Here is a 24,262-nt window from a genome sequence, read left to right on the forward strand (position 1 = left end):
GCCGAACGATGACAGTCGTGGGGGTCGTCAAGGCCAAGCAGTCCCTGCCCGCCCGGATCGCCGCCCGGGCCGGCGGCGGGGCGCTGCGCGTCTTCCTCGTCCTGGTCGGGCTGTTCTGGCTGATGCCGACCGTGGGGCTGCTGCTGTCCTCGCTGCGCGGCTCCTCCGACATCGCCTCCAGCGGCTGGTGGAAGGTCTTCACCGAGCCGTCCCAGCTCACCTTCCGCAACTACTCCAGCCTGCTGGACAACAGCACGATCACCGACTCGCTGCTGTCCACCGTGCTGATCACCGTGCCCGCGACCGTCCTGGTCGTCGTCATCGGCTCGTTCGCCGGATACGCCTTCGCGTGGATGGACTTCCCGGGCCGGGACTGGTGGTTCATGGTCGTGGTGAGCCTGCTCGTCGTACCCGTCCAGGTCGCCCTCGTCCCCGTCGCCAAGCTCTTCGGCAAGATCGGGATCTTCGAGACGACGGTCGGTGTCATCACCTTCCACGTCGCCTTCGGCCTGCCCTTCGCGATCTTCTTGCTGCGGAACTTCTTCGCGGAGATCCCCCGGGAGCTCCTGGAGGCCGCACGGCTCGACGGGGCGGGCGAGGTACGCCTGTTCACCCGGGTCGTCCTGCCGCTGGGCGGCCCGGCGATCGCCTCGCTCGGCATCTTCCAGTTCCTGTGGGTGTGGAACGACATGCTGGTCGCGCTGATCTTCGCGGACTCCAAGCACCCGCCGATCACGGTCGCCCTCCAGCAGCAGGTACGGCAGTTCGGCAACAACATCGACGTCCTGGCGCCCGGCGCCTTCGTCTCCATGGTCATCCCGCTGGCCGTCTTCTTCGCCTTCCAGCGGCAGTTCGTGTCGGGGGTGATGGCGGGCGCCGTCAAGTAGCCGGACGGCGCCCCGGGCCCCGGCGGCGCTCACGGGACGCCCCGCGTCAAGCGTGCGCCACGGCTTCACCCCGGGTGCCCCTCCGGCGTAACCCGTCCGCGCCGTCCGCCGTTCTACGGGCCATGCCCCGGTTCAGCGTGATCGTTCCCGTGTACAAGGTCCAGGCCCATCTCCACGGCTGTCTGGGCTCGGTGCTGAGCCAGTCGTACGACGATCTGGAACTGATCGCGGTGGACGACTGCTCACCGGACGCGTCCGGCGCGATCATCGACGAACACGCCGCCCGTGACCGCCGCGTCACCGCCCTGCACCTGGCCGCCACCACGGGCCCGGGCCCAGCCCGCGACGCCGGGCTCGCCCACGCCACCGGCGACTACGTGGTCTTCCTCGACGCCGACGACACCCTCGCCCCGGGCGCCCTCCAGGCCGTGGCGGACCGGCTCAAGGAGACCGGGGACCCGGACGTCCTGGTCCACGACCACGTGCGGACGTTCTGGTCGGGCGAGCAGGTCCGCGACGAGGCCGCCGGCCGGCTCACCGAGGCCGGTCCCGCCACCTTCCGGCTCGCGGACCGGCCGGGGCTGCTCCAGTCGGCGAGCGCGGTGTGGAACAAGGCGTACCGCCGCGGGTTCATCGAGGAGCAGGGCCTCGGCTTCACCGCCGGCTGCTACGAGGACGTGCCCTGGACGTACTCGGCGCTGCTGGCCGCCGAGACGCTCACCACCCTGGACCGGGTCTGCGTCCACCACCGGGAGGACCGCCCCGGCAGCGTGCTGTCCACGGCCGGCCGCCGCCACTTCGACCTCTTCGAGCAGTACGAGAGGGTGTTCGCGTTCATCGACGCGCGCCCCGAACTCGCCCCGCTGCGCCCCCTGGTCTTCTGGAGGATGGCCGACCACTTCCTGGCCGTGTTCACCGCGCGGGCGCGGTTGTCGCGCGGCGGTCGCGCCGAGTTCTTCCGGCGTGCCCGCGCCCAGTACCGCCGCCACCACGTCCGTGACGGTCACCCGCGCGCCCCGCGCGTTCGGGTGCGGCACGGCCTGCTGCGGCTCGGCGCCCACCGCGTGTTCCGAGGCCTTGAGGCGCTCGGCGCCGCGCGCGCCCGCGCGGGACGGTCACTGAGCGCCCTCGGTCGCGCTCTGCGCTCGGGGGTGCTCCACCTGCACTACCGGATCCAGCGGCGGTTGCCGGTGCGGGACGAGGCGGTGTTCAGCGCGTACGGGAACAGGGGGTACGCCTGCCATCCGGCCGCGATCGAGGCGAAGGTGCGCGAGCTGGTGCCCCGGGTGCGCACCCTCTGGGTGGCGGCGCCCGCGCACCTGCACACCGTGCCGCCCGCGACCGCCCGGGTGGCGCCGGACACCTTCGCGTACTGGACGGCGCTGGCCCGGGCGAAGTACCTGGTCAGCAATGTGGCGTTCGACAACCGGCTGGTCAAGCGGAAGGGCCAGGTGCTGCTCCAGACCCATCACGGCACCCCGCTCAAGACCATGGGACTCGACCTGATGGACCGTCCGGCGGCGGCCCGGCAGACGGACTTCGCCGCTCTGGTCGCCGACAGCGGCAGATGGGACTACGGCCTCTCCGCCAACCTCCACTCCACCCTCACCTGGGAGCGCACCCACCCCTCGCGCTGCACCACCCTCGCATACGGCTCTCCGCGCAACGACGTCTTCCACCGGGCGGACGCGGCCGATGTGGCCCGGCTCCGCGACGGCCTGGGCATCCCCGCCGACGCCACCGCCCTCCTCTACGCGCCGACGCACCGCGACTACACGCGCGGCCGGTACCTTCCCCTCGACCTCGAACGCGTGGCCCGCACGCTGGGCCCCGGGGTCGTCCTGCTCACCCGCGCGCACCCCGCGTACGGCGCGCCGCCGGCCGAGGAGGCGCACCCGCGGATCATCGACGTCAGCGGGCACCCGTCGGTCGAACAGCTGTGCCTGGCCGCCGACGCGCTGATCACCGACTACTCCTCACTGATGTTCGACTACGCCAATCTGGACCGCCCGATCGTCATCCACGCCGACGACCGGGAGGCCTACGAGGCGGCCCGCGGCACCTACTTCGACCTGCGGACCTTCCCGCCGGGCGCGATCGCCCGCACCGAGGACGAGCTGATCGACATCTTCTCCACCGGCCACTGGCGCGGCTCCCGCTCGGCCCAGCTGCGGGCCGCGTTCCGCGCCAGGTTCTGTCCGTACGACGACGGGCACGCGGCGGAGCGCGTGGTGCGCCGGGTCTTCCTCGGCCAGAGCACCGGATGGCCGCCGGTGGTGCCCCTGGAGGACCGCCGCCCCGCGCCCTCGGCGGTGGCGGCCGCGGCCGCCACCCGGCGGGAGCCGGCGGGGCAGGCCTGGGGCACGCCGGAGCGCCCCCTGGACCCGGGCGCGGGTACGGACCTGGACCCGGGCGCGGACCTGGACCCGGACCCGGGGGCGCGTCGACCGAGCGACGCCGGGGGCTGCTGATCGGGTGATCGGCGCGCGATGCCGGTGCGGATCACCACCCCCACGGAACCGATGACCTGTGCGCACCTCTCCTCCCGCCGGCCCCGCCCGGCTTCCGGCACCCCGGCGCGCGGCCGCCCGCCCCGACGACGCGCCGCCCCCGGCCCCCGCCTGGCGCGTCACGCCGTACTTCGTGCTCGGCGGGGTGTTCTGGGTGGTGATGTCGGCGGCGGCCTGGCGGGTGCCGTTCTGCTGCGACCTGGGCACGCACGCCGCCGTGGTGGAGCGTTTGAAGGCCGATCTGCTCGCCCCGGCCCACCCGATGGCGGACCTGCCGGGCGCGGGCAGCCCGTACTTCTCGCCGTACTCCGTGGTCCAGGGCGTGTTCGCGCAGCTCACCGAGGTGCCCGGCCGGGTGGTGGTACGGCTCTTCGGGCCGCTCAACCTGCTGGTCCTGCTCACCGGGCTCGGCCGCTTCACCCGGCTGTTCTCCACGCGCGCGTGGGCGCCGGTGTTCGCCCTGGTCTTCTCGTCGGTGCTGTGGGGCACCGCGGTGACCTGGTGGAGCGGGTTCCTCGGTCTGCTGTCGATGACCGGCAACCTGTCCTATCCGAGCACGTTCGCCATCGGCCTCACCTTCCACGTCTGGGCCCTGGCGGGCCGGCTGACGGAACGCTCTTCCCGGACCGCCCGGTGGCGGGCGGCCCCGCTGGAGTACGCCGCGCTCGGCGTGCTCACCGGCGTGGTCGTCCTCGTCCACCCGATCACCGCGATCGCCGCGGTGATCGGCACGGCCGGGCTCGCCCTCGCGCGGAAGGGGGCGTGGAGCCGCGCGGTGGCCGTCCACTGGGCGCTGGCGGGGGCGGGCGCGTTCGCGGTGGCCGTGACCTGGCCGTACTGCGACATCTTCACACTCGTCGGTGACACCGGCATCGATCCCATGCACAGGGTTCTGTATGAAAATCTGACCGGCCGTTACTGGCTGGCGGCCCTGCTCGGCGGCCCCGCCCTGCTGCTGCGCCTGCGCCGCGACCGGCGCGACCCGCTGGCGCTGATGACGCTGCTGTTCGCGCTGGTCGTCCTGTACGGCTGGGCCAGCGGCCACTACACCTACGGCCGGCTGCTCGCCGTCGCCCCGGTGCCCGCGCAGGTCGCGCTCGCCGTCGAACTGGCCCGGCCGCGCCCCTGGTCGGCGGTCCGCCGCGCGCTGGCCCCGCTCGCGGCGGCCGGGGCGTGCCTGGGGTTCGTCTCGGCCCAGGCGGGTGCGGTGGCGCCGAGCCTGGGCGTACGGGGCGTGGAGCGCCCCCCGCACTGGGGCACGTACGGCTGGGCCGCCCAGCACATCCCGCCCGGCGAGACCGTTCTGGCGGACGGCTACTACGTAGTGCGCTCCCTGCCCGGGTACGGGCCCTTCCTGGTGGCCCCGGTGTGGCCGGACCCGGCGCTCCCGGAGGCCGAACGGCTGCGCCGCAAGGCGGCGGTGACGCGCTATCTGTCCCCCTCGACGCCCCGCCACGCGCGCGCGGCCATCGCCCGGCGCTACGGAGTGCGCTGGCTGCTGCTCACGCCGAAGGAACGCCTCCCCGAGGAGGCGGTGGTGGTCGCGTTCAGCCCGCGCAGCGGCGAGGTGCTGGCCCGGGTCGCGTACTGAGCGCTCCGCCGGGAGGACGGCTGTCCGGCGCGCCACGGCCCCTCACGGGACGCGCCTGCCCGATTCCCGTCGCACGGTCCGCGACCGCGTGCCCCCTCAGCCCGTCGCCTTCAGCGCCGCCACCGCCGACGTGGCCAGATCGTCCAGGTAGCCCTGTGGCAGATCGCCCCGGACCACCACCAGCCGCCAGTACAGCGGTCCGACGATCAGGTCCAGGGCGCGGTCCGGGTCGGCTCCCTCGGGGAGCTCGCCGCGCTCCACGGCCTCGCGCACGACGACCGCCGCGACGCCCTTCTGCCCGTCGAGCAACGCCCCCTTGATGGCGTCGGCGATCTCCGGGTGCCGGACGGACTCGACCAGCAGGTCCGGGATCACCTGGGAGGCGACGGGGTGGCGCAGGGCCATCGACGCCACCGTCAGCAGCGCCCGGATGTCCCCGTGCAGCGAGCCCGTGTGCGGCACCGGGAGACCCTGGGCGGCGAAGGCGGACACCAGGTCGAGGACCAGGCTCAGCTTGGACTTCCAGCGGCGGTAGACGGCCGTCTTGCCCACTCCGGCGCGGCGCGCGATGCCCTCGATCGACATCCGGGCGAACCCGACCGCCGCCAGCTCCTCGAACACGGCCTTGCGGATGGCCTCGGTCACGTCCGAGCGCAGCACGGCGGCGCCGGCCGGGGCGCGGCGCTGGGGGCCGGCGGGGGCCGGGGCGTCCGAGTTGGTCATGTCTTGAGGATAGCGATACGACGAGACGGTTGCGTTGCGACGCCGTCGCGTCCTACGCTCGACGTGACGACGATACGGACCCGTCCCGCCGTCACCGCAGGTTCACCGCCCGGCAACGCCCCGGCCTCCCGAGCACCCCGGCCGGGCGGCGCGCCGCGCCGGAACAGGCGCCCCCGCCACCAACGCCCGCCCGCGAAGCCACGTCGAAAGCGACCGTTGTGAGCCAGACCGCAGCACCGCCGGCCCCGCCCGCACCCGCGCGGGACATCCGGCCCGCCGACCCCGACCAGGGCCTGAGCGCCGCCGAACTGGCCGCCAGGTACGGCCTGACGGTCAGCGGCGCCCGGCCCCCGCTCAAGGAGTACGTCCACCAGCTCTGGGAGCGCCGCCACTTCATCTCGGCGTTCGCCACCGCCAAGCTCACCGCGCAGTACAGCGGGGCGAAGCTGGGCCAGATCTGGCAGCTGATGACGCCGCTGCTCAACGCGACGGTCTACTACTTCATCTTCGGCGTCCTGATGGGCACCAAGCAGGGCGTCCCGGACTACATCCCGTTCCTGGTCACCGGCGTCTTCATCTGGACCTTCACCGCCAACTCGATCATGTCGGGCACGCGCGCGATCACCGGCAACCTGGGCCTGGTGCGCGCCCTGCACTTCCCGCGCGCGTCCCTGCCCGTCGCGCTGGCGCTCCAGCAGTTGCAGCAACTGCTCTTCTCCATCGCCGCGCTCGCCATGATCCTGGTCGCCGTCGGCGTCTACCCGGCGCTCTCCTGGCTGATCGCCGTGCCCGCGCTGGTCCTCCAGGCCATGTTCAACACGGGCCTCTCGCTCGCCATGGCCCGGATCGCCAGCAGGACCCCGGACATCTCGCAGCTGATGCCGTTCGTCCTGCGCACCTGGATGTACGTCTCGGGCGTCATGTGGAGCCTGCCGCAGCTGATGACCCACAGCTCGCTGCCGCACGGCCTGGTGAAGGTGCTCCAGTACAACCCGGCGGCCGTCTACATCGACCTGATGCGCTTCGCGCTGATCCACAGCTTCCAGGCGGAGCAGCTTCCGCCGCACGTGTGGGCGGTCGCGGGCGGCTGGGCGCTCCTCGCCCTCGTCGCCGGGTTCGTCTACTTCTGGAAGGCAGAGGAGACGTACGGCCGTGGCTGACAGCACTCCCGCCGTGACCGGCGCCCCCACCGTGATCGCCGACGAGGTGCACGTCGTCTACAAGGTGAACGGCGGCTCCTCCAAAGGAAGGGGCAGCGCCACCTCGGCGCTCAGCCGGATCGCCTCCCGCCGGGCCACCCCGGGCGTCCGCGAGGTGCACGCCGTCAAGGGCGTCAGCTTCGTCGCCCGCAAGGGTGAGGCGATCGGCCTGATCGGCTCCAACGGCTCGGGAAAGTCCACCCTCCTGAAGGCCGTCGCGGGCCTGCTCCCGACCGCGAGGGGCCGGATCTTCACCCAGGGCCGGCCCTCCCTGCTCGGCGTCAACGCGGCGCTGATGAACGACCTCACCGGAGCGCGCAACGTCACCCTCGGCAGCCTCGCCATGGGCATGTCCCGCCAGGAGGTCCGGGACCGCTACGACGACATCGTCGACTTCTCCGGGATCAACGGCAAGGGCGACTTCATCTCGCTCCCCATGCGCACCTACTCCGCCGGGATGGGCGCCCGGTTGCGGTTCTCCATCGCCGCCGCCAAGTCCCACGACGTCCTGCTGATCGACGAGGCCCTGTCCACCGGCGACGCCCGCTTCCAGCGGCGCAGCCGGGAGCGGATCGAGGAGCTGCGCGCGGAGGCGGGCACGGTCTTCCTGGTGAGCCACAGCAACGGCACCATCAAGCAGACCTGCGACCGGGCGATCTGGCTGGAGTCGGGGGTCCTGCGGATGGACGGCCCGGCCGGCGAGGTGGTCGAGGCGTATGAGGAATACACCGGAAAGAAATAATGCACAACTGGAAAAATTAGGGTCACACCGGTACGAATAATTATTCCAAAACGGTCTAAACTTCTGGGCGATGACGACCCAGCAGCTGCGTGTCCCCGCTCCGTCCACCGCCCCCGGCCCGGGCGCCGCGGACCGCCGCGCCCGGTACGCCGCCCTCGCCGCCACCTGGCTCGCCACGCGCGCGTTGATGCTGTTCCTCCTCGTCGACGACTCCCTCGGCGTCGGCGGGGTCAGCGGCGAGGTGTACGTGCTCTACCGCCAGTGGTACGGGCAGCTGACCTCCGGCCACTTCCCATACGGCGATCCCACCTGGCAGTACCCGCCGGGCGCGGGCGCGGTGATCCTCTCCCCCGCGCTGCTGCCGTTCCTCACCTTCTTCCAGGCGTTCGTCGCACTCACCCTGGCCGCCGACGCGCTGATCACCGTGGCCCTCGTACGGGCCGGGGCCCGCCCGGGCGGCAGCGCGGCGGGCGTCTGGACCTGGGTGGGCGGCCTGCCGCTGCTGCTCCACCTCCCTTACGGCCGCTACGACGTCCTGGTCACCGCCCCGGCCGTGGCCGCCCTGCTCTGCGTACGGCGCAGACCGCGCCTGGGCGGGGCGCTCGCCGGGGTCGGCGCGCTGGTCAAGGTGTGGCCCGCGCTGACCCTGATCGGCACCCCGCGCGGTCGCACCACGCGCGCGTCGTGGACGGCGGCGCTCGGCGCGGCCGCCGCCCTGCTCGCCGTACTCGCCCTCGGCTTCAGCCACACCCTGGACTTCCTGCGCCAGCAGGGCAGCCGGGGCGTGCAGATCGAGTCGCTCGGCGGCACCGCCCTCCAGCTCGCGCACCTCCTCGCGCGCTGGCCGGGCCGGGTCGTCTACCGGTACGGCGCCATGGAGTTCACCGGCCCGTACGTCTCCTCCGTGGCCGGGCTCGCCCTGGCCCTGACCGCGCTCGCCTTCTGCTGGCTGCTGCTGTGGCGCGTCAGGGCGCGCCGCTGGACGGCGGCCACTCCGGCGGACGCGGCCCTGTGCGCGGTGCTGCTCTTCACCGTGACCAGCCGGGTGATCAGTCCGCAGTACCTGGTCTGGCTGCTGGGCCTGGCCGCCGTGTGCCTGGCCTCCCGGCAGACCTGCCAGCGGCCCGTGGCGCTGCTGATGCTGCCCGCCGCCGCCCTGAGCGCCCTCGCCTTCCCGACCCTCTACGACCAGGTCATGGCCGGGACCGCGGTCGGCACCTCGCTGATGGTCCTGCGCAACGGGCTGCTGCTGGGCGCCGCGCTGCTCTCGTGCCGCAGACTGTGGGCCGCGACGAACGCGCCGCCCGTTGTCAGTGGGCCGCGATAGTCTCGTTCCCCATCGGCACGAAGGCCTCGGCAGCACCGCAAGAGGCCCTGGGGGGAAGGGAGATCGCGGTGTCCGACACCCGTTTTCCGCCGCTGCGCGCGGACGACCCGCGCCAGATCTCCGGCTATGTCCTGGAAGCCCGCATAGGCGAGGGCGGCATGGGCACGGTCTACCTCACCCGCACCCGGGGCAGCCAGCCGGTGGCCCTGAAACTGATCCGCGGTCAGTACGCGGAGAACGAGGAGTTCCGCCGCCGCTTCGCCCGCGAGGTCGAGGCCGCCCAGCGGGTGTACGGGGCGCATGTCGCCCCCGTTCTGGACCACTCGGCGCAGGGCCCCCGCCCCTGGCTCGCCACCCGCTACATCCCGGGCGTCCCCCTGGACGACGCCCTTGAGGCACACGGCCCGCTGCCGCCCGAAGCCGTGCTGCACCTGCTCGCCTGCGCGGCCCGCGCCCTGGACTGCGTGCACCACGCCGGGGTGATCCACCGCGATGTGAAGCCCGGCAACCTGCTGCTCGCCGCCGACGGGCCCTGGCTGCTCGACTTCGGCATAGCCAAGGCCGCCGGGGCGGTCCGGCTCACCACCACCGGACGACTGGTGGGCACCCCGAAGTACATGTCGCCCGAGCACGCCCTCGGACGCGAACTCACCCCCGCCGCCGATGTGTTCGCGCTCGGACTGCTCGCCGGACTCGCCGCCACCGGGCAGCATCCGTACGGACGGGGCAGCGCCCTCGCGGTCGCGGCGCGCATCGCGGGCACCGACCGCGAGCCGCCGGACCTCGCGCCGTACCCCGAACCGCTGCGCGGGGTGCTCCGGCTCTGTCTGGCCGCCCGTCCCGAAGAGCGGCCCGGCGCGGCGGAGTTGGCGGCGCTGTGCCGTCGGCTCTCCGGCCGTGGACCGCTGGACTTCGCCGGCTGGCTGCCCGCGCCGCATCTGGCCGCGATCGGCGCGACCGAGGCGGCGGCCCGGCTGCGGATGGCCCTGCCGGACGCGGCCACCGTCCCGGCCGCGCCCCTGGCGGTGCCGCCGACCGCGCCGCTGACCGTCCGCGACGCCCACGCGGCCGAGTTCATCCGGCGCGTGCGCGGGAGCGGGCGTTCCGGAGCTGAGTAGTACCGGCGGCGACCGCCCGCGTAGGCTCTGCGCCCGCAGGAGTTGACGGCACGTCGGGTGCCATGGACGGGGGAGGAACCATCAGCAGATCCGGCGACACACTCAGGCCACTGGGACCCGATGACCCGCGCGAGACCTCCGGTTACCAGCTCCTCGCCCGCATCGGCGAGGGCGGCATGGGCACGGTCTACCTCTCGCACACCCGCGGTGGCCAGCCGGTCGCGCTCAAGGTGATCCGCAGGGAGTACGGCCAGGACGCCGACTTCCGGCGCCGCTTCGAGCAGGAGGTGCAGGCCGCCCGCCGGGTGCAGGGCTACCACATCGTCCCCGTGGTGGACCACGACACCAGCGGCGCCCAGCCCTGGCTCGCCACGCAGTACGTGCCGGGCCTCTCCCTGCACGACGCGCTGACCACGTTCGGCCCGCTGCCGCTGCCCGCCGTCTTCCAGCTCGTCGGCTGCGCCGCCCGGGCGCTGACCGCCGTCCACGCCGCCGGGGTCATCCACCGCGACCTCAAGCCCAGCAACGTCCTGCTGGGCTCCGGCGGCCCGTACGTGATCGACTTCGGCATCGCGCGCGCGGCCGACGCCACCCAGCTCACCGCGAGCGGCGGCATGATCGGCACACCGCAGTACATGTCGCCCGAGCACGCGCTGGGCGAGCCGCTCACCTCCGCCACCGACGTGTTCTCGCTCGGTCTGATCGCGGCCGTCGCGGCCACCGGCCGCCATCCGTACGGAGACGGCGGCGCCATCACCGTGGCGGCGCAGATCGCCAACTCCGCACACCGCCCGCCGGACCTGAGCGGCTACCCTGCGGAGCTGCGCCCGCTGCTGGAGTGCACCCTGACCGCCGATCCGGCGCAGCGCATCACCCCGGCCGACCTCGCCCCGCTCTGCGAGCAGGCGTCGAGGCGCGCCCTGCGCGACTTCGGCGGCTGGCTGCCGGAGGCGATGGCGGCGGAGATCGCGCGCAGCGAGCAGGCGGCCGCGACGCCGCCGAGGCCCGCCCCGGCCCCGCCCCCGCTGCCGCCCACCGCCTCCCCGGCGATGCCCCCGGCCCCGCCGCACACGGCCCCGCAGACCCCGCCCCCGTCCGCCACCTCCGTCCCGGTCCCGCAGACGGGCCCCCAGACCGGTTCCCTGCCGGGGTACGGCACGGCGTACGGCGCTCCGTACGACACGGCGTACGGCCAGGGCTACGGCACGGCGCAGCAGCCCTCCGCCCACCCCCAGGGTCAGCCCCACCACGCCCAGGCCCCTCACCCCCAGGCCCACGCCCCGGCGCCGACCACGCCGCGGAAGAAGCGGCGCCGGGTCCGTGCCGTCCTGATGGCGGCCACCCTGGTCGTGGCGGTCGGCGCGGGCGCCGCCGCCGCGGTGTGGTTCACCCAGAAGGACGACGGCGACGCCGAGGCCAAGGGCGGCGGCCCCTCGTCGTCGCCCTTCGTCAAGAACCCGCCGAAGCAGTCCCCGGTGGTCTCCACCCCCTCGGACGCGCCGAGCGGCGACGTCTCGGTGCCGCCCGCCAACGTCACGTACACGGTGGTCTTCCAGGACAAGCCGATCACCGTGCGTACGCCCGAGTCACTCGCCACCACGCAGATCGACTTCGATGTGCCGGCGGTCGACCCGACGGGCAAGCTCGCCTACGACAACACCGAGTTCGAGGCGCGCGACGACCGGCTGGACTTCAGGCAGGCGCTCGGCAAGGCGAACGGCACCACGCCGGAGGAGTGCCGCGACGGCGCGCTGCAGAACCCGCTGCCCAACTCCGCCTCGGCGCAGGCGCTCAACGACGACCATCTGATCAAGGCGGGCGACACCATGTGCTCGGTGACCACCAAGGGCAATTTGGCCATGTGGAAGATCACCAAGGTGACGCCGTCCACGGACAAGGACATCCCGACGTTCGAGGGCACGGTCACGCTCTGGAAGGCGACGCGCTAGGGACGGACGGCTCCGGGGACCGCCGCGCGGCGGCTGTGCCAGGGGCACGGGGAACCGCGCGACAAGCGTCCGCCCGCCCGTGGACGAACGCGATGCGCGGCGTCCCGCACGCGTGAGGGGGCGGCCACCGGTGCCCTACCGGTGGCCGCCCCCTCACGCGTGACTCAGCTGTGCGTGCGCAGCAGCGTCCGCATCGTCCGCATCGCGACCGACAGGTTCGCCAGGTCGAAGGCGTCCGAGCCCTGGATCTCCTCCAGGGTGGTGCGGGCGCGGCCGAGGATCGCCGCGTTCTTCTCCTCCCAGGCCTTGAAGCGCTGCTCGGGCGACGCGGCTCCGTCGGCGGCCGCGAGCACGTCCTGGGTCAGCCCCGCGTGCGCCGCGTACAGGTCCTCACGGATGGAGGCGCGGGCCATGGACTGCCAGCGGTCGGCCCGCGGGAGCTCGATGATCCGGTCCATCAGCTGGGTGATCCGCAGCCGGTCCGCGAGGTCGTAGTACACCTCGGCGACCGCCAGCGGGGCCTTGCCGGTACGGCCCGAGATGGCCACCACGTCGAGCGAGGGGAACGCGGAGGAGAACCCGGCGACCCGGCGCGCGAGCTCGTCCGGCACCCCGGCCTCGGTCAGCTCGTCCAGGATCGACTGGTACCACTCCAGGTCGGCGCCCTTGAGCAGGTTCGCCAGCTCTCCCCAGACCTTCCCGACCCCGTCGGTGAAGTCCGTGATGGTCTCGGCGATCTGGAGCGGCTGCGGCCGGTTGTTGAGCAGCCAGCGCGTGCCGCGCTCGACGAGCCGGCGCGAGTGGAGCCGGATACGGGTCTGGACGTCGGCGTCGACCTTGTTGTCCAGCGCCTCCACCGCGTCCCACACCGCGCTCAGGCCGAAGATCTCACGGGCCGCGGTCTGCGCCCGGACGATCTCCTCCATGGACGCGCCGGTCTCCTCCCGCAGCCGGTGCAGGAAGGTCGAACCGCCGGTGTTCACCGTGTCGTTGACCAGGACCGTGGTGACGATCTCGCGGCGCAGCGCGTGGCCGTCGATGGCCTCGGCGAACTTCTCGCGCAGTTGCTTCGGGAAGTACGCGTGGAGCAGCTTCTGCAGGTACGGGTCGTCCGGCAGGTCCGTGTGGATCAGCTCGTCGGCCACCGTGATCTTCGTGTAGGCGAGCAGCACGGCGAGCTCGGGCTGACTGAGCCCGCGCCCGTTGTTCAGCAGCTCGCGGATCTGGCGGTCGGTCGGCAGGAACTCCAGCGCCCGGTCCAGGTGGCCGTCGCGCCCGAGGCGGCGCATGAACCGCTGGTGGGCGTGGAGCAGCGACGGGGACTGGGCGACCGCGTTGGCCAGGGCGGTGTTCTGCGCGTAGTTGTTGCGCAGCACCAGGTGGCCGACCTCGTCGGTCATCTGGGCGAGGATCTTGTTGCGCTGCTTGACGGTCATGTCGCCGTCCGTGACCAGACCGTTGAGCAGGATCTTGATGTTCACCTCGTGGTCGGAGGTGTCCACCCCCGCGCTGTTGTCGATCGCGTCGGTGTTGACCTTGCCGCCGTTGCGGTCGAACTCGATCCGGCCGAGCTGGGTCAGACCGAGGTTGCCGCCCTCACCGACGACCTTGACCCGCAGGTCCTCGCCGTTGACCCGGATCGCGTCGTTGGCCTTGTCACCGACGTCCGCGTTGGACTCGGCGGAGGACTTCACATACGTACCGATGCCGCCGTTCCACAGCAGGTCCACCGGCGCCTTGAGGATCGCCTGCATCAGCTCGGCGGGCGTCAGCTTGGTGACACCGCCCTCGATGCCCAGGGCCGCGCGCATCTGCGCGTTGACCGGGATCGACTTCGCCGTACGCGGGTGGATGCCGCCACCGACGGACAGCAGTTCCTTGTTGTAGTCCGCCCAGGAGCTGCGCGGCAGGTCGAACAGGCGGCGGCGCTCGGCGTAGGAGGCGGCGGCGTCCGGGCTGGGGTCGATGAAGATGTGGCGGTGGTCGAATGCGGCTACCAGGCGGATGTGCTCCGAGAGCAGCATGCCGTTGCCGAACACGTCACCGGACATGTCACCGACGCCGACGACCGTGAAGTCCTCGCTCTGGGTGTCGTGGCCCAGCTCGCGGAAGTGCCGCTTGACCGACTCCCAGGCACCGCGCGCGGTGATGCCCATGCCCTTGTGGTCGTATCCGGCGGAGCCGCCGGAGGCGAACGCGTCACCGAGCCAGAAGTCGTAGCTGATCGCCACGTCGTTGGCGATGTCCGAGAAGGTCGCGGTGCCCTTGTCGGCGGCGACCACCAGGTAGGTGTCGTCCTCGTCGTGGCGCACCACGTCGGCGGGCGGCACGACCTCGCCCGCCACCAGGTTGTCGGTGATGTCGAGCAGCGCCGAGATGAACGTCCTGTACGAGGCGATGCCCTCGGCCAGCCACGCGTCGCGGTCCACGGACGGGTCCGGGAGCTGCTTGGCGACGAATCCGCCCTTGGCGCCGACCGGCACGATGACGGTGTTCTTCACCATCTGCGCCTTGACCAGGCCCAGGATCTCCGTACGGAAGTCCTCGCGCCGGTCGGACCAGCGCAGGCCACCGCGCGCGACCTTGCCGAAGCGCAGGTGGACGCCCTCGACGCGCGGCGAGTACACCCAGATCTCGAACGCCGGGCGGGGCGCGGGGAGGTCCGGGATCGCCTGCGGGTCGAACTTCATCGAGACGTACGCGTGGGGGTTGCCCTCGGCGTTCTTCTGGAAGTAGTTCGTGCGCAGCGTCGCCTTGATGACGGTGAGGAAGGAGCGCAGGATGCGGTCCTCGTCGAGCGAGGCGACCTGGTCGAGCGCCCCGTCCAGCTCTTCGAGCAGTCCGTCGATGAGCTCGGTGCCCGCGCTCTGGCGGCCCGGCGACATCCGCGCCTCGAAGAGCGAGACCAGCAGCCGGGTGGTGTGGACGTTGTCGCGGAGGGTGTCCTCCATGTAGTCCTGGCTGAAGGTCGAACCGGCCTGGCGCAGGTACTTGGCGTAGGCGCGCAGCACCATCGCCTGGCGCCAGTTGAGCCCGGCGCGCAGCACCAGCGAGTTGAAGCCGTCGTTCTCGGCGGCGCCGGTCCAGGTGGCGGCGAAGGCCTCCTGGAAGCGCTCGCGGGCGTCGTCCGCCAGGTAGTCACCGGCGCCGACGACCTTCTTGGGCAGGCGCAGACCGAAGTCGTAGATCCACGCGTGCGTGCGGTCGGCGCATCGCAGCTCGTAGGGGCGCTCGTCGGTGACCTCCACGCCCAGGCGCTGGAGGACCGGCAGCACCGCGGAGAGCGAGACCTGCTCACCGATGCGGTAGATCTTGAACCGGCGCTCGCCGGGGGCGGCGCCCACCGGCTCGTACAGCGAGAGCGCGAAGTCCTTGCGGCCGTGGGTGAGCTGCTCCAGGTGGACCAGGTCGGCGACGGCCGCGCGCGGCGAGTGGTCCGCCTTGTAGCCCTCGGGGAAGGCGTGGCCGTAGCGGCGCAGCAGCTCGGCGGCGCGCTCCTCGCCGCACTCGGCGTTCAGCGCGTCGGAGAAGCCGTCGGCCCAGGAGCGGGCGGCCTCCACCAGGCGGGCCTCGATGCGCTCGGTGTCGGCGTCGGTGAGGTCGGGCAGCTCGGTGCCGGCGGGCACCCGCACCACGAAGTGGAGCCGGGACAGGATCGACTCGGTGTTCCAGGCGGTGAAGTCGACGCTGATGCCGCCGAGCTCCTCCTTGAGGATGTCGATGAGCCGCAGCCGCACGCCCGTGGTGTAGCGGTCGCGGGGCAGGTAGATCAGCGCCGAGTAGTAGCGCCCGTACTCGTCCTGGCGCAGGTAGAGGCGGAGCCGGCGCCGCTCCTGGAGGTAGAGCACCGAGGTGACGATGGAGCGCAGCTGGTCGGCCGGGGTCTGGAACAGCTCGTCGCGCGGGTAGGTCTCCAGGATCTGGAGCAGGTCGCGGCCGTCGTGGCTGTTCGGCGAGAATCCGGCGCCGCGCAGCACCTCGGCGACCTTGCGGCGCACGACGGGGACGCGGCGGACCGACTCGGTGTACGCGGCCGAGGAGAACAGGCCGAGGAAGCGGCGCTCGCCGACCACGTTGCCGTTGTCGTCGAACTTCTTCACGCCGACGTAGTCGAGGTAGGAGGGCCGGTGCACGGTGGCCCGGCTGTTGGCCTTGGTGAGCACCAGGAGCTTGTGCTCACGGGCCTTGGCGCGCGCGTCGGCGGGCAGCCGCTCGAAGGACGGGCTGACCGGGTGGGCGTCGTCGCCCGCGTGCTGCGGGTCGGAGCGCAGGATGCCGAGGCCGGTGCCGGGCACGGCCGCCAGCGAGTCGTCCTCGCGCAGCTCGTACTCGCGAAAGCCCAGGAAGGTGAAGTGGTCGTCGGAGAGCCAGCGCAGCAGCTCCCGGGCCTCGTCCACCTCCTCGTCGCGCAGATCGCCCGCCTTGGGCTCCTTGGGGAGCTCGTCGGCGATGCGCAGCGCGGCGTCGCGCATCTTCTCCCAGTCCTCGACGGCCTCCCGGACGTCGGAGAGCACCCGCTGAAGGTCGGCGGTGATCTGCTTCAGGTCGGCGCGGTCGGTCTCGCGGTCGATCTCGACGTGGATCCAGGACTCGGTGAGCGCGTCGTGCGGCAGACCGGAGGTCTGGGCGCCGGTGTCCAGGACCTCGATGAGCTTGCCGGTGACGTCGCGGCGGACCACCACCTGCGGGTGGATCACGACGTGGATGCCGCGGTTCTGACGGGAGAGCTCGTTGGTGACGGAGTCCACCAGGAAGGGCATGTCGTCGGTCACGACCTCCACGACCGAGTGGCTGCAGGTCCAGCCGTTCTCCTCGACCGTCGGGGTGTGCACCCGCACGCTCGCGGTGCCCTGGGGGCGATTTTCGGCCAACCTGTAGTGCGACAGGGCTGCGCCGAAGACGTCGACCGGGTCGCGGTCGGTCAGGTCCTCGGGAGCGGTGTGCAGGTAGTAGCGCTGGAGGTACCCGAGGACGGCGTCCCGGGCAGGACCTTCCTCCCCCGCGGCCCCGGTGGTGGCTGCCCGGTCCTGGGGGGCGCCCCCCAGACCGCCGGGGCCCCCCACCGGGCTGTTCTCAGCTACCCGGGCGGCCCGTGCGAGCAGCTCGGCCTTGGCTTCGTCCAGCTTGGTCTGCATGTCCTCTGGCTCCTGTCGCGCGCCATTGCGTGACGTAGGTAGAAGCGGCGCAACGCCACGACGCGGGGTGTCCGGTCGAAGTCGACGTTATGCCGCGATGAGAGATGCCCGGGTCGTTATTGGCCATTTTCGGCGAAGGGCCCGGGATACGGGAATCAGCGAGGGCCCGGGCACTGTGGCACTCCGGGCGCAGGGCAGGGGCGGCAGTGCCCCTGCGGGATATCGCGCTGATCACGGGTCAAGGCTATCGCCCCGCCCCCCCGAACCGTCATGAGCCGTATGTGTACAAAACCAGGACCCGAAGTTTGACACTCTGGACAGCGACGCGCCCCCCCCTGATGCCCTCTTGGCAAACCGGCCGGACCGGGGCACGTTTGCCCCGTACGCGCGGTACGCCTCACATCCGCGCGCACGGCACCCCGCAAAGCCCGAGGAACCGCGGGACGAAGCGCCCCGCGCACCCTGTACGGGCCAGGCACGCACGGTCGACTCCGGGAGCACCGATGGCAGCCAAGATCCTGATCGTGACCGGCGACGCGGCGGAGTCGCTGGAGGTCCTCTACCCCTACCAGCGGCTGCGCGAGGAGGGCTACGACGTCCACATCGCCGCCCCCGCCCGCAAGAAGCTCCAGTTCGTCGTCCACGACTTCGAGCCCGGCTTCGACACCTACACCGAGAAGCCGGGCTACACCTGGCCCGCCGACCTGGCCTTCTCGGAAGTCGATCCGGGCCAGTACGCCGCCTTGGTGATCCCGGGCGGCCGGGCGCCCGAGTACCTGCGCAACGACCCCGAGCTGCGCAAACTCCTCAAGACCTTCTTCGACGCGGACAAGCCGGTCGCCCAAATCTGTCATGGCCCCCTCCTGACCGCGGCGATCGGCAGCCTCAGCGGCCGCCGGGTCACCGCGTACCCCGCCCTCGAACTCGACATGCAGGCCGCCGGTGCCGACTTCCGCGACGCGGAAACGGTCGTGGACGGCACCCTGGTCTCCGCCCGCGCCTGGCCGGACCACTCCACCTGGATGCGGGAGTTCCTCACGGTGCTACGGGCGAAGGCACCGGTGACGTAGGGACGCGGGACGACCGGCCCGGGGACCACCCGGGCCGGCGCCGAGGCCCCACTCGTGCAGCACCGCACCCCCGGGGACCGTGCCCGAGCCCTGTTCCCCGGCTGCGAGGACCCCCCGGGGGCGCGGGGAACTGCGCGAACAACCCCCACCAACCCGCAGACGAAGACTCAAGGCACCCTTGGGGCACCCCGTACGGCGGCATCCCCGGGCGCCCCGCACCAAAGGGCACCCTCAACCCGCCAACGCCTCCGCGACCTCCACCGCATCCGCCAGCGAATCCACCACCGGCACACCCGCCAGCGCGAGGCTGGCCCGGCTGTGCGACCCCCCGGTGTACAGCACCGCCCGCGCGCCCACATGGGCAGCCGCCACGGCGTCGTCCACCGCGTCCCCGATCACCACGATCCGGTCCGGGGATATGCCCTCGCCCACCTCGCGCAGCCGGGTCAGATGCCGCACCATGTGCTCGGCCTTGCTGCCGTGCGAGGGGCCGGTGCGCCCGTCCACGCGCACGAAGTGCTCGGTGATGCCGTGCCGCCGCACGATCGGCACCAGGTGCTCGTGCGGCGCCATCGACAGCAGGGACTGGCTGAGCCCGGCCGCCCGCCGCGCCGCGAGCAGCTCGGCCGCTCCCGCCGTGAGCGCGCAGGCGTCCGCCCGCAGCCAGTAGTGCTTGTGGAACGCGTCGTCCATCACGAGCCACTCGGCCTCGGTCGGCAGCCGTCCCATCAGCCGTTCGTAGAAGCGGGGTATCGGCACGCAGTACAGCTCGCGGTAGCGCTCCAGCGTGATCGGCGCGAGGCCGAGCTCGGCGAAGGCGGCGTTGGTCGCCTCGATGACCGTCGCGATGTCGTCGAGCAGTGTGCCGTTCCAGTCCCAGACCAGATGCGTCGTGCGCTTCCCCATGCCAGAACGGTACCCACCCCCACTGACAACGGATCCGCCCGAGCCTCAGATCTGCCCAAGAGCGCAGGTCAGCGGGCCGTCAGCAATCAGCTGTCAGCCGATCAGGCCGGGAATCTCCTGCACCCCGAACCACAGCAGCTCATGGTCCTCGGCGCCGTCGACCGTGAACTGGGCGTCGTCATCGCCCTGGTCCGCCGCGCCCAGCGCGTCGGCCGCCGCGGTGACGTCACCGACCGCGTCGTCCGCGTCCACGTGCACCGCCGCCGCCTTGGCCAGCGGCACCGGCCCCGCGATCCGCACCTCGCCCAGCGCGCTCGCCTCCAGGCCGCGGTCCGGGTCGGCCGAGGCGGCGCCGTCGGGCACGTCCACGGCGACCACGACACGGCGCCTGGGGGCGCGGGGGTCCACGGCGAGCAGCCGCAGCGACGCCGCCGCGGCCCGGCTCAGCGCCGCGTACTCCAGCTCCTCGATGTCGTCCGAGACGTACCACTCGCGCAACCCCGGCGTGACGGCGTAGGCGGTCAGCGGGCCGGGCCCGAGCTCCCCCGCCGTGTGCGCCGTCGCGAGACCGGGGAGCGTCAGGGGGAGGTACACGCGCATGGCAGGCCGCTCTTTTCTGATCGGAAGACGCCCTCAGGATACGTGCGGGAGTCCCCCTTCGGGTTGCCCGCACGGCGTCGGCGGCCCCGCCGTGCCCGCGTCCGATCCTCCGTCGCCCCGGGCCCCGCCGGGCCCCGGATCACCCGGATAGGTGAATCTCCCGAGCCCCGCCACGCCCCTCCCGCCGCCCTTGCGACCGGCGCCGCCACCCCCGTACAAGATCCCCAACAGAAAGCTACTGGCCGGTATCAAAGGGGGCGACGGGCATGAACAGGACCGACAGGACGAGGACGGCCGCGCGGACCGACAGCACCCGCCCCGCGGGGCGCGGCGACCGGGTGGGACCGGGCAGGACCGGCGCCGTCTCCGCCTACGCACGGCGCCAGCGGCTGCCGCGCTACTGGTTCGCCGAGCGCCTGCTCGCCGTCCTCAGCGGTCACCGCCCGGTCCACTGGATGCTGGGGCACACCGTCGGGGAGGCGTACGAGCAGCTGGTGCTCCTGGCCCTGGCCAGCCCGCTGCGGGCCTCCTGCCGACCGGTGGTGCGCCACTGCGACGAGTACGTACCCCAGCCGGGCGTCATCGAGGCGTTCGCGCGCATCGGCGCGGGCGACCACGTACGCGCCATGGCCTTCCGTCTGGAGCAGGGCGCCGACCTGCGCTGGCGGTGCGCGGCAGTAGAAGTGGGGCCGGGCACCCGTACGGTGCCCGGCCCCACCCGGTGACACCGCGCGCCTCGCGGGCGCGCGGTGCCCCTGCTTCCTACTTCTTGCGGCGACGGCCGCCCGTGCTCTTCTGGGCCTTGCGGCGCTCCGCGCGGGTCATACCGTCGGCCTCGGAGCGGGCCGGCTCCTCGCCGTTGTCGAAGTCGCCCTCGACGACACCGCCCTCGCCGTCCACCGTCGGCGCGGAGAAGTGCAGCCGGTCCGGGCGCTGCGGGGCGTCCAGGCCCTTGGCCCGGATCTCCGGACGCGCCCCGGCGGTCTCCTTCTCCAGCGACGGCCGGTCGGACGGCGCCGCGTCCTCGACCGGCACCTCCTCGACCTGCTGCTCGACCTGGACCTCCAGGTTGAACAGGTAGCCGACGGACTCCTCCTTGATGCCGTCCATCATGGCGTTGAACATGTCGAAGCCCTCACGCTGGTACTCGACCAGCGGGTCCTTCTGCGCCATGGCACGCAGGCCGATGCCCTCCTGCAGGTAGTCCATCTCGTAGAGGTGCTCGCGCCACTTGCGGTCGAGCACCGAGAGGACCACGCGCCGCTCCAGCTCACGCATGATCTCGGAGCCGAGCTGCTCCTCGCGCGCCGCGTACTGCTCGTGGATGTCGTCCTTGATGGACTCGGCGATGAACTCGGCGGTGATGCCCGCGCGGTCGCCCGCCGCCTCCTCCAGCTCCTCCACGGTGACCTTCACCGGGTAGAGCTGCTTGAACGCGCCCCACAGCCGGTCCAGGTCCCACTCCTCGGCGAAGCCCTCGACGGTCTCCGCCTGGATGTAGGCGTCGATGGTGTCGTCCATGAAGTGCTGCACCTGCTCGTGCAGGTCCTCGCCCTCCAGGACGCGGCGGCGCTCTCCGTAGATGACCTCGCGCTGGCGGTTGAGCACCTCGTCGTACTTCAGGACGTTCTTGCGCGTCTCGAAGTTCTGCTGCTCGACCTGCGACTGGGCCGACGCGATCGCGCGCGTCACCATCTTGTTCTCGATCGGCACGTCGTCCGGGACGTTGGCCATCGACATGACGCGCTCCACCATCTGCGCCTTGAACAGGCGCATCAGGTCGTCGCCCAGCGACAGGTAGAAGCGGGACTCGCCCGGGTCGCCCTGACGGCCGGAACGGCCGCGCAGCTGGTTGTCGATACGGCGGGACTCATGGCGCTCGGTGCCCAGCACGTAGAGACCGCCGAGTTCCTTGACCTCTTCGAACTCCGCCTTGACGGCCTGTTCGGCCTTCTCCAGGGCGGCGGGCAGGGCCTGCGCCCACTCCTCGACGTGCTCCACCGGGTCCAGACCGCGCTGGCGCAGCTCCGCCTCGGCGAGGTCGTCCGGGTTGCCGCCGAGCTTGATGTCGGTGCCTCGTCCGGCCATGTTCGTGGCGACGGTGACGGCGCCCTTGCGGCCGGCCTGGGCGACGATCGTCGCCTCCCGGTCGTGCTGCTTGGCGTTCAGCACCTCGTGCTGGATGCCGCGCTTGGAGAGCTGCTGCGAGAGGTACTCGGACTTCTCGACCGAGGTGGTGCCGACCAGGATCGGCTGGCCCTTCTCGTGCTTCTCGGCGATGTCGTCGACCACCGCGTCGAACTTGGCGACCTCGGTGCGGTAGATCAGGTCCGACTGGTCCTTGCGGACCATGGGCCTGTTCGTCGGGATCGGCACGACGCCCAGCTTGTAGATCTGGTGGAACTCGGCGGCCTCGGTCATCGCCGTACCGGTCATGCCGGAGAGCTTGTCGTAGAGGCGGAAGAAGTTCTGCAGGGTGATCGTGGCGAGGGTCTGGTTCTCGTCCTTGATGTCCACCCCTTCCTTCGCCTCGATCGCCTGGTGCATGCCCTCGTTGTAGCGGCGGCCGGCGAGGATACGGCCGGTGTGCTCGTCGACGATCATGACTTCGCCGTCGATGACGACGTAGTCCTTGTCCTTCTTGAACAGTTCCTTCGCCTTGATGGCGTTGTTCAGATAACCGACGAGCGGGGTGTTCACCGACTCGTACAGGTTGTCGATGCCCAGCCAGTCCTCGACCTTGGCGACGCCCGGCTCGTGGATGGCGACGGTGCGCTTCTTCTCGTCGACCTCGTAGTCGCCGGTCTCCTCGATGCCCTTGAGCGGGTTGCCCGCCTCGCCCTTGGTGAGGCGCGTGACCAGCTTGGCGAAGTCGCCGTACCACTTGGTGGCCTGGTCGGCCGGGCCGGAGATGATCAGCGGCGTACGCGCCTCGTCGACCAGGATGGAGTCGACCTCGTCGACGATCGCGAAGTTGTGACCGCGCTGGACGAGCTCCTCCTGGGACCACGCCATGTTGTCGCGCAGATAGTCGAAGCCGAACTCGTTGTTCGTTCCGTACGTGATGTCGCAGGCGTACTGCGCGCGGCGCTCGGCGGGCGACATGTTGGCCAGGATGCAGCCGACCTCGAGGCCGAGGAACTTGTGCACCCGGCCCATCATCTCGGAGTCGCGCTCGGCCAGGTAGTCGTTGACCGTGATCAGGTGCACGCCCTTGCCGGAGAGCGCGTTGAGGTAGGCGGGGAGCGTGCCGACGAGGGTCTTGCCCTCACCGGTCTTCATCTCGGCCACATAGCCGAGGTGCAGGGCCGCTCCACCCATCATCTGGACGTCGTAGTGACGCTGGCCGAGGACGCGCTTGGCGGCCTCGCGGACGGTGGCGAAGGCTTCCGGGAGCAGGTCGTCCAGGCTCTCCCCGTTCGCGTACCGCTCCTTGTACTCGTCGGTGAGGGCACGGAGCTCGGCGTCGGAGAGGTTCACGAAGTCCTCTTCGATGGAGTTGACCTGGTCCGCGATGCGGTGCAGCTTGCGCAGGATCTTGCCTTCGCCTGCACGCATGAGCTTTGAAAGGACGGACACGGGGGTTGGTCTCCTTGCCGGTCGGGCCTGGCGCGGTCGAGTACGGTTGATTACTTCTGGGCAACGGCCATCGTATGCGAGGACCCGCCCGCGCCGGGAGGTCTGCCATGACGACAACGGACCGGGCGCCCGGAAGGTGCCGGGAAACACGAAAAGCCCTGGCGCCCCCTGCGGTCCCGCGCGGAGAATCAGCCGATGGACCCAGTCACTCTCAGCACCGCACGCCTCCTGCTGCGGCCGGTCGGCCCCCAGGACGCGGACGACACCTACGCGGCCTGTCAGGACCCCGACATCCAGCGATGGACGACCGTCCCCTCCCCCTATCTGCGCGAGCACGCGGAGTCCTTCACCACGACCTTCGCCCCCAACGGCTGGCGGGACGACTCCGACTACACGTTCGCGGTACGTCTGCGGGTCGCCGCCGGGACTGATGAGGCCGAAGGACGTGGTGGGGCGACGGAGATTTCAGGGCCTCCGGAGGCTCCCCATGCTTCAAATGCTCCGCAAGCTCCGGAGGCGGAGGGGCCGCTGGTGGCGATGGTCGGCGTCATGCGGCGTGGCGAGAACGTCGCCGAGCTGGGGTTCTGGGCGGCCAAGGAGCACCGGGGGCGCGGCTATATGACCGAGGCGGCCCTCGCCGCCGCCCGCTGGGCCTTCGAGTCGGCGGGCGTCGAACGCCTGGAGTGGCGGGCGGAGGTCGGCAACACGGCCTCGCGCGCGGTGGCCGAGAAGGCGGGCTTCACCATGGAGGGCACCCTGCGCGCGGGTCTCGTCCACGGCGGCACTCGCCGCGACACCTGGGTGGGCGGCCTCCTTCCCGGCGACCTCGGCCTGCCCACCACGCGCGCGTACCTGCCCGCCCGGGCGTGAGGCGGGTGACGGCGACGCCCCGGCGCGCAGGGCCCCCAAAAGTGAAGGACTCCCCA

Annotated in this window: 16 protein-coding genes; 11 read left to right on the forward strand and 5 right to left on the reverse strand. The window is 71.9% G+C overall.

Annotated features, from left to right (window positions below; genetic code table 11):
- Positions 1 to 8 precede the first annotated feature (8 nt).
- The 3 genes from ACZ4MU_RS14420 to ACZ4MU_RS14430 all read left to right on the forward strand — a co-directional run bounded on the left by ACZ4MU_RS14420 (position 9) and on the right by ACZ4MU_RS14430 (position 4,988).
- Positions 9 to 887: a carbohydrate ABC transporter permease gene (locus tag ACZ4MU_RS14420; RefSeq protein WP_467875427.1), complete on the forward strand. Its 879-nt coding sequence runs from the start codon at positions 9 to 11 to the stop codon at positions 885 to 887.
- A gap of 122 nt (positions 888 to 1,009) precedes the next feature.
- On the forward strand, positions 1,010 to 3,358 hold the full coding sequence (locus ACZ4MU_RS14425; RefSeq protein ID WP_467875430.1) for a bifunctional glycosyltransferase/CDP-glycerol:glycerophosphate glycerophosphotransferase: 2,349 nt from the start codon (positions 1,010 to 1,012) through the stop codon (positions 3,356 to 3,358).
- Between the two features lie 58 nt (positions 3,359 to 3,416).
- Positions 3,417 to 4,988, forward strand: coding sequence for a hypothetical protein (locus ACZ4MU_RS14430; protein WP_467875433.1), 1,572 nt, complete (start codon positions 3,417 to 3,419; stop codon positions 4,986 to 4,988).
- Positions 4,989 to 5,084: 96 nt separating this feature from the next.
- Here the strand turns inward: ACZ4MU_RS14430 and ACZ4MU_RS14435 are convergent, their stop codons facing one another.
- Positions 5,085 to 5,711, reverse strand: coding sequence for a TetR/AcrR family transcriptional regulator (locus tag ACZ4MU_RS14435; protein WP_467875436.1), 627 nt, complete (start codon positions 5,709 to 5,711; stop codon positions 5,085 to 5,087).
- Between the two features lie 218 nt (positions 5,712 to 5,929).
- On the opposite strand from ACZ4MU_RS14435, the gene ACZ4MU_RS14440 reads away from it, so the two are divergent.
- The 5 genes from ACZ4MU_RS14440 (at position 5,930) to ACZ4MU_RS14460 (ending at position 12,046) form a co-directional block, all read left to right on the forward strand.
- A complete protein-coding gene (locus tag ACZ4MU_RS14440) occupies positions 5,930 to 6,871 on the forward strand; it encodes an ABC transporter permease (RefSeq protein WP_467875438.1) in 942 nt (313 codons plus the stop codon).
- Complete coding sequence (locus ACZ4MU_RS14445; protein WP_467875441.1) at positions 6,864 to 7,652, forward strand: ABC transporter ATP-binding protein; 789 nt, start codon at positions 6,864 to 6,866, stop codon at positions 7,650 to 7,652. The genes ACZ4MU_RS14440 and ACZ4MU_RS14445 overlap by 8 nt, the downstream gene beginning before the upstream one ends.
- 70 nt (positions 7,653 to 7,722) lie before the next feature.
- A complete protein-coding gene (locus ACZ4MU_RS14450) occupies positions 7,723 to 8,979 on the forward strand; it encodes a glycosyltransferase 87 family protein (RefSeq protein ID WP_467875443.1) in 1,257 nt (418 codons plus the stop codon).
- A gap of 68 nt (positions 8,980 to 9,047) precedes the next feature.
- Positions 9,048 to 10,097 carry a serine/threonine-protein kinase gene (locus tag ACZ4MU_RS14455; RefSeq protein ID WP_467875445.1) on the forward strand — a complete coding sequence of 350 codons (1,050 nt, stop codon included), beginning with the start codon at positions 9,048 to 9,050 and terminating at the stop codon, positions 10,095 to 10,097.
- Positions 10,098 to 10,159: 62 nt separating this feature from the next.
- Entirely contained in the window at positions 10,160 to 12,046 is a 1,887-nt protein-coding gene (locus ACZ4MU_RS14460; RefSeq protein ID WP_467875448.1) for a serine/threonine-protein kinase, read from the forward strand.
- Between the two features lie 164 nt (positions 12,047 to 12,210).
- Here ACZ4MU_RS14460 and ACZ4MU_RS14465 read toward each other — a convergent pair whose 3' ends face one another.
- The gene (locus tag ACZ4MU_RS14465; RefSeq protein ID WP_467875451.1) at positions 12,211 to 17,181 is read right to left on the reverse strand and encodes an NAD-glutamate dehydrogenase; all 4,971 of its coding nucleotides are present in this window, start codon (positions 17,179 to 17,181) and stop codon (positions 12,211 to 12,213) included.
- Positions 17,182 to 17,684: 503 nt separating this feature from the next.
- Between ACZ4MU_RS14465 and ACZ4MU_RS14470 the strand changes: the two genes are divergently transcribed.
- Entirely contained in the window at positions 17,685 to 18,251 is a 567-nt protein-coding gene (locus tag ACZ4MU_RS14470) for a DJ-1/PfpI family protein (RefSeq protein ID WP_467875454.1), read from the forward strand.
- 231 nt (positions 18,252 to 18,482) lie between these two features.
- Here the strand turns inward: ACZ4MU_RS14470 and ACZ4MU_RS14475 are convergent, their stop codons facing one another.
- Positions 18,483 to 19,157 (reverse strand): HAD family hydrolase, encoded by a 675-nt coding sequence (locus tag ACZ4MU_RS14475; protein WP_467875457.1) that lies wholly within the window; start codon positions 19,155 to 19,157, stop codon positions 18,483 to 18,485.
- Positions 19,158 to 19,250: 93 nt separating this feature from the next.
- On the reverse strand, positions 19,251 to 19,757 hold the full coding sequence (locus ACZ4MU_RS14480; protein WP_467875460.1) for a DUF6912 family protein: 507 nt from the start codon (positions 19,755 to 19,757) through the stop codon (positions 19,251 to 19,253).
- A 266-nt stretch (positions 19,758 to 20,023) separates the two neighbouring features.
- Between ACZ4MU_RS14480 and ACZ4MU_RS14485 the strand changes: the two genes are divergently transcribed.
- Entirely contained in the window at positions 20,024 to 20,482 is a 459-nt protein-coding gene (locus tag ACZ4MU_RS14485) for an Rv3235 family protein (RefSeq protein WP_467875463.1), read from the forward strand.
- A gap of 37 nt (positions 20,483 to 20,519) precedes the next feature.
- Here ACZ4MU_RS14485 and secA read toward each other — a convergent pair whose 3' ends face one another.
- The gene (gene secA, locus ACZ4MU_RS14490) at positions 20,520 to 23,336 is read right to left on the reverse strand and encodes a preprotein translocase subunit SecA (protein ID WP_467875465.1); all 2,817 of its coding nucleotides are present in this window, start codon (positions 23,334 to 23,336) and stop codon (positions 20,520 to 20,522) included.
- A 195-nt stretch (positions 23,337 to 23,531) separates the two neighbouring features.
- On the opposite strand from secA, the gene ACZ4MU_RS14495 reads away from it, so the two are divergent.
- On the forward strand, positions 23,532 to 24,206 hold the full coding sequence (locus tag ACZ4MU_RS14495) for a GNAT family N-acetyltransferase (protein ID WP_467875468.1): 675 nt from the start codon (positions 23,532 to 23,534) through the stop codon (positions 24,204 to 24,206).
- Positions 24,207 to 24,262 lie beyond the last annotated feature (56 nt).

This window comes from Streptomyces sp. NPDC026377 (assembly GCF_055567715.1).

What these genes read in the sequence shown, in the direction of transcription:
- ACZ4MU_RS14465 (WP_467875451.1), bottom strand. Translation starts at nt 17,181, where the DNA reads ATGCAGACCAAGCTGGACGAAGCCAAGGCCGAGCTGCTCGCACGGGCC.
- ACZ4MU_RS14495 (WP_467875468.1), top strand. Translation starts at nt 23,532, where the DNA reads ATGGACCCAGTCACTCTCAGCACCGCACGCCTCCTGCTGCGGCCGGTC.
- ACZ4MU_RS14450 (WP_467875443.1), top strand. Translation starts at nt 7,723, where the DNA reads ATGACGACCCAGCAGCTGCGTGTCCCCGCTCCGTCCACCGCCCCCGGC.
- ACZ4MU_RS14485 (WP_467875463.1), top strand. Translation starts at nt 20,024, where the DNA reads ATGAACAGGACCGACAGGACGAGGACGGCCGCGCGGACCGACAGCACC.
- ACZ4MU_RS14435 (WP_467875436.1), bottom strand. Translation starts at nt 5,711, where the DNA reads ATGACCAACTCGGACGCCCCGGCCCCCGCCGGCCCCCAGCGCCGCGCC.
- ACZ4MU_RS14425 (WP_467875430.1), top strand. Translation starts at nt 1,010, where the DNA reads ATGCCCCGGTTCAGCGTGATCGTTCCCGTGTACAAGGTCCAGGCCCAT.
- ACZ4MU_RS14475 (WP_467875457.1), bottom strand. Translation starts at nt 19,157, where the DNA reads ATGGGGAAGCGCACGACGCATCTGGTCTGGGACTGGAACGGCACACTG.
- ACZ4MU_RS14480 (WP_467875460.1), bottom strand. Translation starts at nt 19,757, where the DNA reads ATGCGCGTGTACCTCCCCCTGACGCTCCCCGGTCTCGCGACGGCGCAC.
- ACZ4MU_RS14470 (WP_467875454.1), top strand. Translation starts at nt 17,685, where the DNA reads ATGGCAGCCAAGATCCTGATCGTGACCGGCGACGCGGCGGAGTCGCTG.
- ACZ4MU_RS14420 (WP_467875427.1), top strand. Translation starts at nt 9, where the DNA reads ATGACAGTCGTGGGGGTCGTCAAGGCCAAGCAGTCCCTGCCCGCCCGG.
- ACZ4MU_RS14460 (WP_467875448.1), top strand. Translation starts at nt 10,160, where the DNA reads ATGGACGGGGGAGGAACCATCAGCAGATCCGGCGACACACTCAGGCCA.